The organism is Hyphomicrobium sp. 2TAF46 (genome assembly GCF_052114865.1).
In the GTDB taxonomy this organism is placed as follows: domain Bacteria; phylum Pseudomonadota; class Alphaproteobacteria; order Rhizobiales; family Hyphomicrobiaceae; genus Hyphomicrobium_B.
The window spans coordinates 292,030-308,517 of sequence record NZ_JBFRFO010000007.1; the positions used below are offsets into that span (position 1 = coordinate 292,030).

General features: G+C 61.0%; 16 protein-coding genes. 11 read left to right on the plus strand and 5 right to left on the minus strand.

Annotation, left to right across the window (positions count from 1 at the left end; translation table 11 throughout):
* Positions 1 to 121: 121 nt before the first annotated feature.
* Both AB4Z24_RS16340 and meaB read left to right on the plus strand, forming a co-directional pair.
* The gene (locus AB4Z24_RS16340) at positions 122 to 769 is read left to right on the plus strand and encodes a TIGR00730 family Rossman fold protein (protein ID WP_441709948.1); all 648 of its coding nucleotides are present in this window, start codon (positions 122 to 124) and stop codon (positions 767 to 769) included.
* 78 nt (positions 770 to 847) lie between these two features.
* Positions 848 to 1,822 carry a methylmalonyl Co-A mutase-associated GTPase MeaB gene (gene meaB / locus AB4Z24_RS16345; RefSeq protein ID WP_441709950.1) on the plus strand — a complete coding sequence of 325 codons (975 nt, stop codon included), beginning with the start codon at positions 848 to 850 and terminating at the stop codon, positions 1,820 to 1,822.
* Positions 1,823 to 1,861: 39 nt separating this feature from the next.
* Here meaB and AB4Z24_RS16350 read toward each other — a convergent pair whose 3' ends face one another.
* Both AB4Z24_RS16350 and AB4Z24_RS16355 read right to left on the minus strand, forming a co-directional pair.
* The gene (locus AB4Z24_RS16350; RefSeq protein ID WP_441709952.1) at positions 1,862 to 2,866 is read right to left on the minus strand and encodes a magnesium transporter CorA family protein; all 1,005 of its coding nucleotides are present in this window, start codon (positions 2,864 to 2,866) and stop codon (positions 1,862 to 1,864) included.
* Between the two features lie 237 nt (positions 2,867 to 3,103).
* Entirely contained in the window at positions 3,104 to 4,540 is a 1,437-nt protein-coding gene (locus AB4Z24_RS16355; RefSeq protein WP_441709953.1) for an APC family permease, read from the minus strand.
* Between the two features lie 333 nt (positions 4,541 to 4,873).
* On the opposite strand from AB4Z24_RS16355, the gene AB4Z24_RS16360 reads away from it, so the two are divergent.
* From AB4Z24_RS16360 to AB4Z24_RS16385, 6 genes are all read left to right on the plus strand, one after another.
* Positions 4,874 to 5,116 (plus strand): CDGSH iron-sulfur domain-containing protein, encoded by a 243-nt coding sequence (locus AB4Z24_RS16360; RefSeq protein WP_441709955.1) that lies wholly within the window; start codon positions 4,874 to 4,876, stop codon positions 5,114 to 5,116.
* An 809-nt stretch (positions 5,117 to 5,925) separates the two neighbouring features.
* Positions 5,926 to 7,233 (plus strand): adenylosuccinate lyase, encoded by a 1,308-nt coding sequence (gene purB / locus AB4Z24_RS16365; RefSeq protein ID WP_441709957.1) that lies wholly within the window; start codon positions 5,926 to 5,928, stop codon positions 7,231 to 7,233.
* Between the two features lie 95 nt (positions 7,234 to 7,328).
* Entirely contained in the window at positions 7,329 to 8,099 is a 771-nt protein-coding gene (locus AB4Z24_RS16370) for a phosphatase PAP2 family protein (RefSeq protein ID WP_441709959.1), read from the plus strand.
* 93 nt (positions 8,100 to 8,192) lie between these two features.
* The gene (locus AB4Z24_RS16375) at positions 8,193 to 8,990 is read left to right on the plus strand and encodes a phosphatase PAP2 family protein (protein ID WP_441709961.1); all 798 of its coding nucleotides are present in this window, start codon (positions 8,193 to 8,195) and stop codon (positions 8,988 to 8,990) included.
* Positions 8,984 to 10,153, plus strand: coding sequence for a glycosyltransferase family 2 protein (locus AB4Z24_RS16380; RefSeq protein ID WP_441709963.1), 1,170 nt, complete (start codon positions 8,984 to 8,986; stop codon positions 10,151 to 10,153). The genes AB4Z24_RS16375 and AB4Z24_RS16380 overlap by 7 nt, the downstream gene beginning before the upstream one ends.
* Entirely contained in the window at positions 10,150 to 11,661 is a 1,512-nt protein-coding gene (locus AB4Z24_RS16385) for an ArnT family glycosyltransferase (protein ID WP_441709965.1), read from the plus strand. Before AB4Z24_RS16380 ends, AB4Z24_RS16385 begins: the two co-directional genes overlap by 4 nt.
* A gap of 72 nt (positions 11,662 to 11,733) precedes the next feature.
* Here the strand turns inward: AB4Z24_RS16385 and AB4Z24_RS16390 are convergent, their stop codons facing one another.
* Both AB4Z24_RS16390 and AB4Z24_RS16395 read right to left on the minus strand, forming a co-directional pair.
* Complete coding sequence (locus AB4Z24_RS16390; protein WP_441709966.1) at positions 11,734 to 12,222, minus strand: YciE/YciF ferroxidase family protein; 489 nt, start codon at positions 12,220 to 12,222, stop codon at positions 11,734 to 11,736.
* A 173-nt stretch (positions 12,223 to 12,395) separates the two neighbouring features.
* Entirely contained in the window at positions 12,396 to 13,343 is a 948-nt protein-coding gene (locus AB4Z24_RS16395) for a glycosyltransferase family 8 protein (protein ID WP_441709968.1), read from the minus strand.
* A gap of 236 nt (positions 13,344 to 13,579) precedes the next feature.
* Between AB4Z24_RS16395 and AB4Z24_RS16400 the strand changes: the two genes are divergently transcribed.
* Together AB4Z24_RS16400 and AB4Z24_RS16405 are read left to right on the plus strand one after the other, a co-directional pair.
* Positions 13,580 to 14,164: an RBBP9/YdeN family alpha/beta hydrolase gene (locus AB4Z24_RS16400; protein WP_441709970.1), complete on the plus strand. Its 585-nt coding sequence runs from the start codon at positions 13,580 to 13,582 to the stop codon at positions 14,162 to 14,164.
* A 93-nt stretch (positions 14,165 to 14,257) separates the two neighbouring features.
* Positions 14,258 to 14,884, plus strand: a complete 627-nt coding sequence (locus tag AB4Z24_RS16405) for a LysE family translocator (RefSeq protein WP_441709972.1) — start codon at positions 14,258 to 14,260, stop codon at positions 14,882 to 14,884.
* A 56-nt stretch (positions 14,885 to 14,940) separates the two neighbouring features.
* Here the strand turns inward: AB4Z24_RS16405 and AB4Z24_RS16410 are convergent, their stop codons facing one another.
* Entirely contained in the window at positions 14,941 to 15,267 is a 327-nt protein-coding gene (locus tag AB4Z24_RS16410; RefSeq protein ID WP_441709974.1) for a DUF1476 domain-containing protein, read from the minus strand.
* A 378-nt stretch (positions 15,268 to 15,645) separates the two neighbouring features.
* On the opposite strand from AB4Z24_RS16410, the gene purC reads away from it, so the two are divergent.
* A complete protein-coding gene (purC, locus tag AB4Z24_RS16415) occupies positions 15,646 to 16,461 on the plus strand; it encodes a phosphoribosylaminoimidazolesuccinocarboxamide synthase (RefSeq protein WP_290990060.1) in 816 nt (271 codons plus the stop codon).
* Positions 16,462 to 16,488 lie beyond the last annotated feature (27 nt).

A 16,488-nucleotide genomic window follows, 5' to 3' on the forward strand; every position in this document is an offset into this window, starting at 1 on the left:
ATTTGAACGCTGTACGGCCTCCACAAAAGCAGCATGCAACCCAGGCATACTCTGGCGGGTAATGAGCGAACCACTAAATATTGAAGTTACGTAGTTTGTGAATGGAACGAGAATGAATGAAATGAGCAAGGTGCCGGCCGGCACACCGGCGGAAGATAAGAAATCCACAGCCCCCTCGAAAATTGAAAGTGTCTGCGTATATTGCGGCTCCGGCAAGGGGCTGAGCACGGCCTACGCGATTGCGGCCCGAAAGCTCGGCAAGGCTCTCGCCGACAATAACATCCGCCTGATCTACGGCGGCGGCAGCCTCGGCCTGATGGGCGAGGTCGCTCGCGCCTCGCTCGGAGCGGGCGGCAAGGTAACGGGCATCATCCCGGAATTCCTCGGTAACCGCGAACTGATGCTGAAGGACGTCGACGAGCTGATCGTCGTCGAGAACATGCACACACGCAAGCAGCTGATGTTCGATCGCGCCGATGCGTTCGTCGCCCTCCCCGGCGGCGTCGGCACTCTGGAGGAACTCGTCGAGCAGTTGACCTGGTCGCAGCTCGGCCGCCACGCGAAGCCCATCGTCATCGCCAACATCAATGGCTTCTGGGACCAGTTCCTGTCGCTCCTCGCGCACATGAAGAAGGAGACCTTCATCCGCGATGGCCTCGACGTGCATTTCACCGTCGTCGACAAGGCGGAAGCCATCCTTCCGGCAATCCTCAAATCGGCCCCGCCGCAAAAGCCCGCGGCCCAAGAAGACCTGCTGGAGAAGTTTTAGAGCGCGTAAGGGAAAGGACCACAGCCAGCGAGGCAATGCCCTGTTGCGCCTGGACCGCTTCCCTTCTAATCAGCGCATATGGCCAAAACGACCGCAGATCCGCTTCCCCCAATCGCCCGCATTCCAGACGCCGAAATCGCGGGATACGTCGAACGCATGCGTGCCGGCGAGCGGCGCGCGATCTCGACGGTGATCACCGAGCTTGAACGCCTGTCGGCCGCCGCGCCGGGGTTGCTGCAGGCGCTGCAGCCGCATTTGGGGCACGCCCTCGTCGTCGGCTTTACAGGACCGCCCGGCGCCGGAAAATCGACGCTCGTCAACGCCGTCATCACGCATCTGAGACAGCAGGGTCGTACCGTCGGTGTCATCGCCGTCGATCCCTCTAGCCCGATCTCCGGCGGCGCCATCCTCGGTGATCGCATCCGCATGACGGCCGCGCTCGACGACGATGGCGTTTTCGTACGCTCGCTGGCCTCGCGCGGCTATCTCGGCGGCCTCTCCCCCGCAGCCGTGCGCATCATCGATGCACTCGACGGCGCGGGCTTCGATATCGTGCTTTTGGAAACCGTCGGCACCGGCCAGAACGAAATCGACGTCGCCGAGGTCGCAGACATCCGCGTCGTCATAGCGGCGCCAGGCATGGGCGACGACATCCAGGCGATGAAATCCGGCCTTCTGGAAATCGCTGACATCATCGTCGTCAACAAAGCTGATCGCCCAGGCGCCGAGCAGACGATGCAGCAGCTCATCGGCGCATTGTCGATCCGCGCGATGGCAGCCGATAAAGTCCCGGTCTTGAAGACGAGCGCATTAAGTGGCGACGGCGTTCCCGGCCTAGTCAGCGCGTTCGATGACATCGGCAGCCGTGTCTCAGCCGAAGGCGCGATGAAGAGACGCCGCCGCCGCGCCCGCTACCTGATCGCCCGCGCCGCCTCCGACATCGTCGCCGCACGCATCAAATCCGGTGGCAAGGAAGGCCTCGACCCGCTTGCCGATGCCGTGCTCTCGGGCACCATGACGCCCGACAAAGCGGCGCGCCGATTGCTGGAATAGCTACTCGCGTCCTCCAGTAAATGCCGCGACCGACCAAAGCTATAGCCACCTGCGCCGCTTGAAATAGAGATACGGCAGGATCGCCGAGATCACCATCATGCCCAGCGCGAACGGATATCCGAGCCCCCACCGAAGCTCCGGAATGTCCGCGAAGTTCATACCGTAGATCGAGGCGACGAGCGTCGGCGGCAGAAACACCACGGCCGCAACCGAGAAGATCTTGATGATCTGGTTCTGCTGCAGATTGATGAGCCCGAGCGTCGCGTCGAGCAGGAAGTTGACCTTACTCGACAGAAACGTCGCCTGATCGGTCAACGCGACCACGTCGCGATAGAGAACCTTGCTGCGCGCCTTGGCTTCCTTCGTGACCTTCTTATCCTGGTCGACGCTCGTGTGATAGGTCAGCACACGGTTGATGCTGACGAGACTTTCGCGGACCTTCGTCAAGAGATCGCCGTCCTGCCCAATCCTCTCGATCGCCGCCTGCAGATCTTCGCTGGACGGCGAAGCCTTTTCCTTGCCCTTCCCGCCCTTGCGAAACACTTGCCGCGAAACCTGATCGATCCCCGTTCCGACGCGCTCCAGAGCATCCGCCATCCGATCGAGCAGCGCTTCGATCAGGCCCATCATGATCTGTTCGCCGTTGCCAACGGGCACAGCAGTGGAACGCTGCGCCCGGACAACGAAATTCGCAAAGGCCTTCGGTTCGGCATAGCGAACGGTAACGAGCGTGCTGCCCTTGAGCACGAACGAGATCGGCGTGTTGATAGGCTCGTCGCTTTCGAGCAGGGATGCCGCCGTCAACGTCATGAACTCAGCGCCGTCCTCCTGGTAGAGACGGGCGGAGACTTCGATTTCCTGCATCTCCTCCCGCGTTGGCAGCGAAATTCCAAGCAGCTGCTCGACGTAGCGATTGTCCTGGGGAGCGGGATTGTAGAGATCGATCCAGACCGGAAGATCGATCGGCGGCGCGGTGATCTCGGTCGGAATGCCTTCCTGCGCCAAAACAAGGTGCGAATTTTCGCGGCGATAGCTGCGCAGCATGTCAGGCCCTTCCGGTTCTCGGCCAGCACGCAGCCGTCCGAGCGGGCCCGATATCAGGCGAGCTGGAGGGATGCGGGCGAAATCGAAGTGTCGCTTCGACTGTCGCAGTCCATTTGTGTTGATCCTCGTATCCGGGCCGACGGATGAGCAGGCAAGCTCACAGGCGGCCGCGGTCGGCCGGGAACCTACTCTTGCGCTACGTCAATTTCCAGGGGGGTCTTGACGGTTAATTGGCCCTCAAGCGATCGCGAGCCGGCTGTGCCTGATTGAATACACGAAATAGATGACGAGCCCGACCGCCAGCCAGACGACGAAACGCAGGTGCGTCTCGAACGGCAGGAAGGCGATCAGCGCACCGCACGAAATAATGCCGAGCGTCGGAATGATAATGCCGCCGGGCATCTTGAACGGCCGCGGCAGATCCGGGTGTGAAAATCTGAGCGAGATCACGCCGGCGCACACGAGAACGAACGCGGCCAGCGTCCCGATGTTCACGAGTTCGGCGAGAATGCCGAGCGGAAGGAAGCCCGCCATCACCGCCATGACGAAACCGACGATGACCGTCGTGCGGACCGGCGTATGCGTGCGGCGGTTGACCACCGAAAAATATGGCGGGAGGAGCCCGTCACGCGATACGCCGACGATGATGCGCGTCAGGGCGTAGTAGAGAACGAGCATGACGGTCGTCAGACCTGTGATGACGCCCGCGGCGACCAGCGCCGAAGCCCAGTTGTACCCGATTTTCTGAAGCGCGAACGCGACGGGCGAGGATACGTTGAGTTCGGTGTAATTGACGATGCCCGTCAAGACGCCCGACACCACGATATAAATGATCGTGCAGAAGATCAGCGAGCCTACGAGCCCTGTCGGCACGTCGCGCTGCGGGTCACGGGCTTCTTCGACGGCCGTCGAAACGGCATCGAAGCCGACGTAAGCGAAGAAGACGAGAGAAGCCCCCGCCAGAATGCCGACCGGCCTGCCTTCCGGGGTGTGCTCGAACCAGCCAAAGGGCGCGAACGGAGTCCAGTTCTCGGGGTGGATGTTGAAGATCGCAACAGCCAGAAAGATCGCGATCGTCCCGAGCTTCACCGCAACCATCGCCGCGTTGACCCGGGCCGTCTCCTTCACCCCGATGATCAACATGATCATCAACAGGAATACGATACCGAATGCTGGGAGGTTCACGACACCACCCGCGAACGGCCCCTTCGTGAACTCCGGCGGCAGGCCAAGGCCGATGGCCGTGAGCGCGTTGTTGAAATAGCCCGACCAGCCATTGGCGACCGCCGCGACCGAAACGCCGTATTCGAGAATGAGGTCCCAGGCGATGATCCAGGCGATGAGCTCGCCGAACGCGGCGTAGCTGTAGCCATAGGCGCTTCCGCATCCCCCGACGCTTGACGCGAGTTCCGCATACGAGAGCGCCGCAAAGCCGCACGCCAGCCCCGCGACGACGAACGAAAGCACGACCGCAGGACCCGATTGCGTGGCCGCCGCAACGCCCGTCAGGACGAAAATGCCGGTTCCGATGATTGCTCCGATGCCGAGCAGCGTCAGATCGAGCGCGCTCAAGACACGCTTCATGCCGAAGTCCGAGTCGTCGTAGGCGACAGATTTCTTGCGGAAGAGATCGGCCATGCGCGGGTCCCTCATGATCTGGACATCTTTGGTCACAGGACATTTTGGCGCTGGATAACCTTCCCCACCCGGACGGCAATTCCCCCGCCGCCGCGCCCATCAGGACTCCGTGCGCCCGTATGTGACATTCGCCCAGCCGTTTGCCGATGTCCAGAATGCCGTTGCCGAAAAAAGTTGCCCGCCCACTTGTTAGGCAGACCACGACCGAACCATGAAGCCAGCCGCTGAGCAGGACAGCGCGGACCCTTGCCCGGCGGTCCCAAACCCGATAGCGAGTCAAAAAAACGCGGGCTGCACCGGCGCGGTTCGGCGACACGGCTTCAGCAAGCCGGGTTGAACGAGCCACCCTCTGCGAGATGGAGCACAACGATGTCTGACGAGGCCGTAGTCGCCCAAACGGGGCCCTACCAGGTCGATCTCACGGAAGGCCAGGAATACTGGTACTGCCGTTGTGGCCGGTCCAAGACCCAGCCCTTTTGCGACGGCTCGCACGAAGGCACGTCATTCGAACCGCTGCGGTTCGTTCCGGACCATACGGGCACCTTCAATATCTGCGGCTGCAAGGCGACGGACGACGAACCCTACTGCGACGGCACGCATAACGTCCTGTAGCCACGCGGCAACAGCAGTTTCGGCGCGCGATCGCAGCCTGTCTCAAAGAGGCACATAAACAAAAGGCCGCCCCGCGCTGGATTGCGCAAGCCGGCCTGAATGAAGCTGGAAAGCTATAAATCTACGGGACGCAATTGCAGATTATTACGGTCCTGCAATGTTCGGAATATTAGCGGCCCTGAGAAGCGTGCATGCATTCCGTCATTAGGCGTCTTTCGAGTTTCCTCAATTCATCCGGAATATCCCGGCCCGAATCCCGAAACTCCGTGATTCTTTCTTTCACGAGGGCGTAGCACTGGCGCGGATCGTCCTCAGACTGCTCCATCTGATGGACCAATTCAGCCAGCTCCCCGCTGCCCATCTGTTGCGACATTATCTTCAAGTCTCCCGCTTATGGCTTTTGCGTAGAGCCCGGAGCGGGGGTTCAGTTGGCCGCCCCGTAGAGCTCATCGACTCATTACATCCTTGGGTCTTTCAATGTAGGCCCACCCCCACGCGAATTGAATGCGCAAATTTGAACGTAGACCGACGATTTTTACGAGTGTGACTTAACTGCCCTGAATATTACCTGAACAAAAAACAGAAACGCCCCGCTCGTAATAGTAGGAAATAGGTCAGGCGTTCGTGGCGATTCACTGGCGGTAATTGAAGTTGCCATTCACGAATTGTTGCAAAGCATTTGCTGCGGGGCAGCGAAAAACTCAGAGCGCGCCGAGTCTCGCTGAAGCGCCCGCGGCTGTGGCCCCCCGCGATTGCTGAAGCGTTGCCCGTCTGCTACGCCTCCCGCGTTGCATCAAGGATTTAGCTCGATGATACCCCGCTACTCACGACCCGAAATGACCCGCATCTGGGAGCCGGAGACACGCTTCAGAATCTGGTTTGAAATCGAAGCTCACGCCGCGACGGCCACCGCGAAGCTCGGCATCATTCCCGAGGCTGCGGCAAAAAACATCTGGGAAAAAGGGTCGGCCGCGACCTTCGACGTCGCCCGCATCGACGAAATCGAAGCGGTAACGAAGCACGACGTGATCGCCTTCCTGACCCACCTCGCCGAGCACGTGGGTCCGGACGCCCGCTTTATTCACCAGGGAATGACGTCGTCCGACGTCTTGGACACCTGCCTCAACGTCCAATTGGTCCGCGCCGCCGATCTCCTGATTGCCGACCTTGACCGTCTCCTCGCCGCGCTCAAGGCCCGCGCGTTCGAATTCAAGGATACGATCACCATCGGGCGCAGCCACGGCATCCATGCCGAGCCGACAACGTTCGGCGTCAAGCTCGCCTATGCCTACGCCGAGTTCACACGCGCCCGCGAACGAATGGTCGCCGCGCGGAAGGAAGTCGCCACCTGCGCCATCTCGGGCGCGGTCGGAACCTTCGCCAACGTCGATCCACGCATCGAGGAGTACGTGGCGGAAAAGATGGGTCTCGTCCCCGAGCCCGTCTCGACGCAGATCATCCCGCGCGACCGTCACGCCATGTACTTCGCGACCCTCGGCGTCGTCGCCTCGAGCATCGAACGCCTCGCGATCGAGATCCGCCATTTACAGCGAACGGAAGTGCTGGAAGCTGAAGAGTATTTCTCGCCCGGCCAGAAGGGCTCGTCGGCGATGCCCCACAAGCGCAACCCGGTCCTGTCGGAAAATCTGACTGGTCTGGCCCGCATGGTGCGCGCCTACGCTCTTCCCGCGATGGAAAACGTCGCCCTCTGGCACGAACGCGATATTTCGCATTCGAGCGTCGAGCGCATGATCGGCCCCGATGCGACCGTGACGCTGGACTTCGCGCTGGCGCGTCTCGCCGGCGTCATTGAAAAGCTGGTCGTCTATCCCGAGACCATGAAGCGGAACTTGGAAAAGCTTGGCGGCCTGCACAATTCGCAACGCGTACTGCTGGCTTTGACCCAGGCAGGCGTCAGCCGCGAGGACGCCTACGCCCTCGTGCAGCGCAACGCCATGAAGACTTGGGAGCAGGGCAAGGACTTTCTGACCGAACTCAAGTCCGACAAGGACGTGACGGCGAAGGTGCCGCCTGCCGCGCTCGATGCAATGTTCGATATCGATTACCACACCGCCCACGTCGATACGATCTTCCGGCGCGTATTCGGCAACGCTTGAACGCCGCCATCGTCACCAAACTGTAATAAAACTGACGTTCCGCTGCCATATCGGCTGCCGATAGGCTTAACCTCGATATATGTCGGGGTGGTGGGATGTCAGTGCCGGACTTTGCTTTCGGTATCGAAGAACGTCATGAAAATGACGCGGCCGAAGAGAACCCGGTTATCGATGCAATTGGCCTGATCAAGGGCGCCGTCGCCGTCGGCGCCCTTTCGTTCGCCGTCTTCGGCCTGATGCCCGGCATCGATCTCGCGGCCGCCCACCTGTTCTACGCGGGCAACGGCCAATTCGTCGGCAATCAGCTGACGGCCTTTGGCCTGCTGCGCCTCGCCTTCATCGTCGCGTTCTATGTGACGTGCGCTTTGACCCTCGTGGGAGTGTTCATCACCGCCCGAAGAGCCGTCAGCTGGCTCGGCGTCGACAAAAGGAAATGGCTGTTCCTGGCCGTTTGCCTGCTGACGGGCCCGCTGGTCGTCGCCAACATCGGCTTCAAGGATCACTGGGGCCGTGCTCGCCCGCGTGACGTCGTCGAATTCGCGGGCAGCAAGGCGTTCACGGCGCCGTTTACGCCCTCGAGCCAATGCACCTACAATTGCTCGTTCGTTTCGGGCGAAGCTTCATCGATCTTCATCGTGCTGTTCGCCGCCGCGATGCTCTTCAAATCCCTCTCGCGCAACTTTGTCACATCCGCGATCGTCCTCGGTGGCCTCGCCGGACTGACGCGCATGGCACAGGGCGGGCACTTCCTGTCGGACGTCATCTTTGCCGGGGTTTTCATGGCGATTACCGCCGGATGTCTGCAACTCCTTTTCGACACATTGGAAGGCGAGCGTGCGGGTCTGATCGAGCCGGGCTCGGCCTGAGTATCTGGCCTGGTCGAATGCTGCTACGTGACATCCGCAAACCGAAAGTTTAAGCGAGCCTCGGGCGGAGACTATTTGAGTCCGATGGGAATCATGATCGCGGGTGAACCGCAAACCGAATTCGGGGCGCAGGAAAAAAGCCGGAACGTCGCGTTGCTCCTCTGGGGTGCAGCGATCGTTGGTGTGCTTGCCGGCATTTTGTTCAGCCTTTTCCCGGAAATCGATACGCGGACGGCCGCATTTTTCTATCGGGGCGACGGCATCTTCACCGGCAAAGGCGGCGGGATCTACTCGGGCACAACAACGACCATCGCCGACGTGATCCGCCTGACGCTTTATGTTTCTTTCGTCGGCTTCTGTGTTTTCACCGTCTGCGGCCTTGCGGCCTCCGTCCTTCGCAAGCGCGCGAGCTTCGGCTTGACCGCTCCGAAATGGCTCTTCCTCTCGGCGTGCCTCGTGATCGGACCCGGCATCGTCGCCAACACCATTCTGAAAGATCATTGGGGCCGGGCAAGACCCGTTCACCTCGTCGAGTTCGGCGGGACGAAGACGTACACGCCGCCTCTCCAGCCTTCGAAGCAATGCGAGAAGAACTGTTCGTTCGTAGCAGGCGAAGCATCGATGGCCTACACGGCGTTCTTCGCCACGGCGTTTCTCTTCGCCGGCATGGGCGGCAGGCTTATCCTCGCGGGCGCACTCTGCGGCTTGTTCTCAGGCCTCGTGCGCATGTCGCAAGGTGCGCACTTCCTGTCCGACGTCATTTTCGCGGGCGTCGTTATGGCCGCAACTGTTGCCGGGATCTACCTGCTATTCGGTTTGATTTCGCGTACAGGAAAAGCCGATCCAGCAACCGATACGCCAAACCCGCTCGCCCGATGGTGCTCATGGTGACGTCCGAAACGCTAACCGGGATTTCCGCGCCAGACGCCGCCAGCCCGGCAATCGGATCATTGCGTGAGGCAGGCAATTCCCGACCGCAGCTGACCGTCGTCATCCCGACCTATTGCGAGGCGGGCAACATCGCCGCCATGATCGCCGCGCTTGACGCCGCGCTCGCGGGCATCCGCTGGGAAGTAATCTTCGTCGACGACGACAGCCCCGACGGCACGATGGGCGTTATCCGCGCCATCGGCGCGAACGATCCGCGCGTCCGTGCCATGCGCAGGGTTGGCCGACGTGGCCTCGCAGGCGCCGTGATCGAAGGCATGCTCGCCTCAGCCGCCGACATCGTGGCCGTCGTCGATGCCGATCTCCAGCACGACGAAAAACTGCTGCCGCGCATGCTGAGCGAAATCGAAGGCGCCGGCGCGGACATCGTTATCGGTACCCGCTACAGCCAGTCGGGTGAAGCCCGCGAAGGCTTTTCCACCGTGCGCCGCCTTTCGAGCTCGCTTGCGACCGCCCTCTCGAACCTTCTCCTGCGGACGAACGTCAGCGATCCGATGAGCGGCTTCTTCATGCTCAGAAGAAGCCTCATCGACACGATCGCGCCAAACCTTTCGCCGGGCGGCTTCAAGCTCCTTCTCGACATTCTGGCATCCGCACCGTCGGGCGTCCGCATCCGCGAGATCCCTTACGTGTTCCGCCCTCGCCGCGTCGGCAAGTCGAAGCTCGACGGCATCGTCATCGCAGATTTTCTCGGGCTGCTTCTCGCCAAGGTCTCCGGAAATCTCCTCCCGCCGCGGTTCGTCCTGTTTGCCCTTGTCGGATCGCTCGGCCTTGTCGTTCACTTGTTCGCGCTCAGAAGCGCCATTCACATCAGCGGCACGTCGTTCAACGTCGCCCAGATCTTCGCGTCGTTCGTGGCCATGACCTTCAACTTCTTCTTGAACAACGTCCTAACGTTCCGCGACCGCCGCTTGACCGGCTTCGAAGCGATCAAAGGCCTGCTGATTTTCTATGTCGTGTGCAGCATCGGCGCGCTCGCCAACATCGGCGTTGCGGATCTCGTCTATAGCCACGACACGACATGGTGGCGGGCCGGTATCGCGGGCGCCCTCATGGCCGCCGTCTTCAATTACGCCGTCAGCTCTGCATTCACCTGGCGGCGATGACGGCCGTTCTGACCACGGAAGCGGCAAGCGGCTCCGCCGCCGGTGAACGTCAGTTCGACAATCGCACGGCGAACAGCGTGCTGCTCGCAGCCATCCTCGCGCTCGCCGCTATTCGCCTCGGCCTCGCGAGCTATCTCGGCCTCGTCGACGATGAAGCCTATTATCGAATCTGGTCCCTTGGCTCCTCGCTCTCCTATCTGGATCACCCGCCGATGGTGGCCTGGATCATCGGCGCGGGCCGCGCCATCGCCGGAGATACGACGCTCGGTGTTCGTCTGCTTGGCCCGCTCATCGGCGCGGCCGGCGCTCTCGTTCTCTGGCGAACGGCCTATCTCCTCTACGGAGCGGACATCGCGCGGCGAGCGGTCTGGATCATGCTGGCAATGCCGCTGCTAGCAGTCGGCGGTATCATCGTCACGCCGGATCTGCCGTCCGTGCTTTGCGCCGGGCTCGGGATCTGGGCGCTCGCCGAGCTGAACCACAGCCAGAACGCCAGATGGTGGCTCGCCGTCGGACTGTTCGCGGGTCTCGGCCTGCTGTCGAAATATACGAACCTCTTTTTAGGCGGCACCATTCTCGTGTGGCTGCTCGCGACGCCCGAAAATCGCAAATGGCTCCGCGCACCGGAGCTTTGGATCGGCGGCATCATCGCGGCCGCCGTCGCCAGCCCCGTCGTCATCTGGAACGCCGAGCACGGCTGGGCATCCTTCACCAAGCAGTTCGGACGCGTCGCCCAGAACGGTTCGGCCGGACCGACCTATCTGCTCGAGTTCATCGGCGTGTTCTTCGCGCTGGCGAGCCCGGTCATCGCGGTGCTTGCCATCGCCGGTCTCGTAAGGATCACGCGCTCGGCACTCGCAAGCCGGGGCCGCAAAGAGAACGACCTGCTGCTAGCCGCAGCGATACTGCCGATGCTGGTCTACTTCGCGGCGCACGCGCTCCACGACCGCGTGCAGGGCAACTGGCCCGCACCGCTCTATCCATCGCTCGCAATCTGCGCCGCAATCGCGCTTCAGGACGTTTCGCAGACATGGCGGCGAACGACATTCCTTGCCGCGCTAGGAACCGGCTTCGTGATGACGGCCGCCATCTATGCGCATGCGATCCATCCGCTGGCGATGACTGCGAAAGATCCGACGGAACAGATGCGCGGCTGGCCCGCGTTGGCCGATGCAATCGAAGCCAAGCGCCGCGAAACAAATGCCGGCTGGGTCGCCACCTCGAGCTACGCGACGACCGGACAGCTCTTCATGGGCCTTAGAGGGCGAAGCGAAGTCGCACAGCTCGATCAGCGCATTCGCTATGAATTCTTGAGCCCGCTCGACGCCTCTCTGCTGGAAAAGCCTGCCCTCTACGTCGAACTCGAACGACGTGTCGATCTGCCGTTGATGCAAAGTAAATTCCGCAAGGTCGAACCGCTCGGAACACTGATCCGCGCCAACGGCAGCTCCGGCGGCGCAACCTACGTGCTCTACCTGCTCTCCGATCCGCCAGCACCGCCGCTTTAATTTTCAATCACCGGCGAAGCATCAGCGCCGGCAGGCCGGATGGTTACGGGCTGCCGGTCGCTGGCAATGATACTAAGCGGCTTCCCTGTTGAGACGACCCTCGGCAAGTTTCGTCAGCTTGTCGTCGGCGCCGTATTCTTCCTTCAAGGTCTTCTCGAGGATCGTCGCGAGATCCTTGTGGCCTAAGAGCTTCGCCCATGAAACGAGCGTGCCGTAGCGCGTGATCTCGTAGTGCTCGGCCGCCTGACCGGCAGCGATCATCGCGGCGTCGCGCGTGTCCGGATCCTTGATGTCCGACATCAGCTCTTCGCCTTCTTCCAGAATGCCTTTGATGGCTGGACACTCCGTTGCCTTCGGCTTCCGGCCAAGCGCTTTGAACACCTCATCGAGACGGGTGATATGCTCCTTCGTCTCTTCCATGTGACCGGTGAACGCCTTGGCAAGCTGCGGCGAATCCGAAGCCTTCGCCATTTTCGGCAACGCCTTAACGAGCTTATTCTCCGCGTAATAAATATCTTCGAGCGTGTGATTGAACAGGTCTTCCAGATTTTCGATCTTCATGGGGGAGCGTCTCCTCAAGCTGGTTTCGCTTTATGCGGCGATCCGATTGCTAAGGCAGCAACGCCACCCATCGCCGGAGGTTCCCGGAGGGAGGACCATTCAGAAAACGGCAATAACTCTCAGGCAGGCCGGTTGGCCACGCCTATCAAGTGGCGAGGTGCGTGTGAGCGGCCCTAGACGCTCGGCACGTTGGTCGAATGCGCGGCCAAGGCCGACCGGATCAACACTTCGCGTTTGTTGGCGCCGACGGCGGCACGCGCATCAAAACCGAACTGCTTGATTGCGCGGCGCAAACTGAATATCCGCGGCGTTTCTTGTACAAAGGCTTCATAGCCGAGGGTCTTGAGATAGGCCGTCATCTCCAGCCGATATTTCGGATCGAAGCGCCCGCGCCCATCATTCCAGAATTTCTGCGGCCCGATAAAGTGAATGATTGCCGGATCGGTTTCTTCGGTAAGACGAGCGCGAGCCCCGAACATCCAATTCCAGATCGGAGATAGCTGCTGCCATTGCCCCTTGGTCACGGCGTTCAAAGCGCTTTGGTCGTTCATCATGCCGAGGTAGCCGCCGTTTGCGATATACTCGAGGCACCTCTCGCCGATCCGCTGCTTCTTGAACTCCTTCCTGTCGATCATCATCACGCCGGAGTTGAAGTACGGTGTATCGTCGTCGAGACCCAGCCGGCGCTTGTAGTCACGCCAGACCGGATCTGCGGCTCTGACGATATCTCCGGCGTCGAAGACGGCGCCAAAAGCGTAGCCGTCGAGATCCATCGCAAACAGCTGCGAGATTTCCCTGTTGCCGATCCAGAGGTCACAATCGAGATAGAGAATTTTCTCATAGTGCTCCGGCAGCACGGAATCCATCGTCAGCCGCCCGAACGCAATCGGCGGTTTCTTTTTCAGCGATGCCGTCCGTTGCGCCCGCTCGTCGGGCACGAAATCCTGAATGATGATGCCGTCATCGAGCGCCTGGCGCACGGCTTCCGGACATTCGGTGACCAGGAGTCTGATATCGAAGTTCCGCGATCGTTGCCGCGAGAGCTTCTGCGCCACGAAAAGCGCAGCCGGAAGATACTTCCGATCGGCCAGCAGAACGGCGACATTTGTGCAATTTCCCAAACCCGACTCCCGTTTGGCTCTCGATTGACCTCGCCTGTTACAAAAGGTACGGAGGCAACCGGCTCGGAATCAAAATTTCCTCCCAAAGTTACAATTGAAAGAGGTTCCGCGCCACAAATGTGCCATTTCGTTGGCAGCGGAACCCACAACTTGTTTGAGTCGGTGCCAAAGATGGCGACACGCCCACGACGAACGTATTCAGCCTCGCCGCACATGCAGGACTCCCGGCGCCCACGATGAAAACATCGGAAGTCGACATTCTCATCGTACCGGGCTGGCAGGACTCTGGTCCCGATCACTGGCAAAGCCGCTGGGAACGAAATCTCAGGACTGCGCGCCGCGTCATCCAGCAGGACTGGGACAACCCCGAAGTCGAAGTCTGGGGCGACCGCATGGCGAAATTCGCCGGCGGCGCCACGCAGCCCGTTGTCGTCGTCGCGCATTCCGTCGGGGTCGCGGCCACGATTTTCGCGGCCGACAAGCTGAAGCGCAATCGCGTCATCGGCGCGTTCCTCGTTGCGCCCGCGGATCTTGACCACGCTGACTTCTGGCCCGACACCGGTGGCAAGCGATGGCCGCCCGAGAAAGGCCCGCGCGGCTTCGAGACGATGCCCGAACGGCGCTTGCCGTTTCCCGCACACGTCGTCGTCGCCAATAACGATCTCTATTGCAGCTACGCGCGCGCCGAGCATCTCGCGGGAAAATGGGGCGCAACCTTGAGCGACGCCGGCGAAAGCGGTCACATCAACATCGCCTCCGGCCACGGTCCATGGCCGGAGGGTCTGCTACAGTTCGGCCAATTCTTGAAAAAGCTCGGCTGACCCGAGCTGTTTGCCTGTATCGTTGGCGCGGTCTCAAGCGATCGAAATCGCACGGCCAGCGTTCAACGATTTCAGCGGCGAAAGGTTGTTTCGATGACCATTCATACGTGGTGGCTCTTTTTTGCTGCAGTGTTTCTTCTCTGCGGCACGCCCGGACCAAACATGCTCCATGTCCTGACGCGCAGCGTCCGTTGGGGCGCGCGGCGCAGCATTGCGGCAATGGCGGGATGCCTGACTGCGCTCATCATTGTGCTGGCCGCGTCCGCCGCCGGTCTCAGCGCCGTCTTGATCGCCTCGCCGCTTCTCTTCGATGTCGTGCGCTACGGGGGTGTGGCCTATCTGATTTATCTTGGAATCAGGGCTTGGATGGGCGCCGATGCTCCGATCGACCTTGGCGCCGATCAGCCGATGCGATCTCTATCGCTGGCCGCTCTCTTTCGCGGTGGATTTATCATCGGTCTCAGCAATCCGAAGCTGCTGCTCTTTGCAACAGCATTTTTTCCGCAGTTCGTCGACAAGAGCGCGCCGCAATTGCCTCAGTATGCGGTCCTCATTCTGACGTTCGCAGCAGCAGAATCGTTCTGGTATGCGGTCTACGGATTGGGAGGTCAGACCCTCGCCACCTACCTGACGAAGCCCGCGCTCAAGCGCGCATTCAATCGCGTGACTGGCGGCATCTTCATCGGTTTCGGAGCGGCCTTGCTCGTCACACGCCCCTAAGCGCGCACCCGGCGGCCGGCTCCGTGAAGCGAAGCCGCCGGCTGCAAAAAAATCCGTCAGCTCTTCGCCGATTCGATATCGCGCACGGCCTTCGCCAGCGCTTCCGCCATGAAGCTGCGGATCTCGGTATCGGAAACGGCGATGCCCTTCGCTGCGAGATCGCCCTTCACCTTCCGGAACACGTCCTCGTCGCCCTTCTCGAGAAGATCGGCCTTGCGAACGTCCTTCACGTAGGCGTCGAGCGCCTCTCCCGTAAGCCCGAGCTTCGCACCGGCCCATTCCGCAAGCGCCTTGTTGCGACGCGCCTCGGCGCGGAAGCGTAGATCTTCGTCATGGGCGAACTTGCTCTCGTATCCCCGTTCGCGTTCGTCGAAGGTCGTCATGCCTCATTCTCCTCCCCGGACTGCCAGCCGGTATGGACTTTTGGTTGTATAGACTAGATCTACACGCTGTACGCGTATTGCAGGGGCCCCGCAAATGCATATCTCAGCGCACGGTTACCGCGTGGGCTAAGCTAAATCAACGGCTTGGCTACCGCTCACCATAAGAGGTGCTGCGGCTCATGGTCTACATTGTGTCGCCCCCCTCGTTCGGCTAGTGTCCGGCCAAGACATCCGAGCGCGAAAAGGTGCGCCGCTTCTTTCCCGACAAGAAGAAAACCCGTTGGAGAATCAAGGCGTCAGCGTCCGTGTACGAACTCGTGAAAAGATCCGTGTATCGCAATGAGTGAGAGCAAGCTGTTGATCCTCAGAGGTCCAGGAATGAACAAGCGTCGGCGAATTTACGAGGGCAAGGCGAAGGTCCTCTATGAGGGTCCTGAACCGGGCACCCTTATTCAACACTTCAAGGACGACGCGACCGCCTTCAACGCGAAGAAGCATGCGTTGATCGAGGGCAAGGGCGTTCTGAACAATCGCATCTCCGAGTACATATTTACGAAGCTCGGCGAAATCAGCGTGCCGACACACTTCATCAAGCGTCTCAATATGCGCGAGCAGTTGATCCGCGAGGTCGAGATCGTGCCGCTCGAAGTCGTCGTGCGCAACGTCGCTGCAGGCTCGCTCTCGACGCGCCTCGGCCTTGAGGAAGGCTCGCAGCTGCCACGCTCGATCATCGAGTTCTACTACAAGAAGGACGAGCTTAACGACCCGATGGTCTCGGAAGAGCACATCACGGCGTTCGGCTGGGCAACCCCGCAAGAGATCGACGAGATCATGCAGCTCGCGCTGCGCATCAACGATTTCTTGGTCGGCCTCTTCCTCGGCATCGGCATCCGCCTCATCGACTTCAAGGTCGAGTTCGGCCGCCTCTACGACAACGACCAGGTCCGCCTGGTCCTCGCCGACGAGATCAGCCCGGACTGCTGCCGCCTGTGGGACATCCAATCGGGCGACAAGCTCGACAAGGACCGCTTCCGGCGCGATCTCGGCGGCGTTCTCGAAGCCTACCAGGAAGTGGCCCGCCGCCTCGGCGTCCTGACGGAAACCCCGCGTCCGCGCGGTGCAGGTCCGGTGCTCGTCGCATCGAACACGCCGATCAACGGTCCGGTCACGCCCGTCAACGGCAAGCCGAACTAAATTAGTTTCCCTCTCCCCATGACCCTG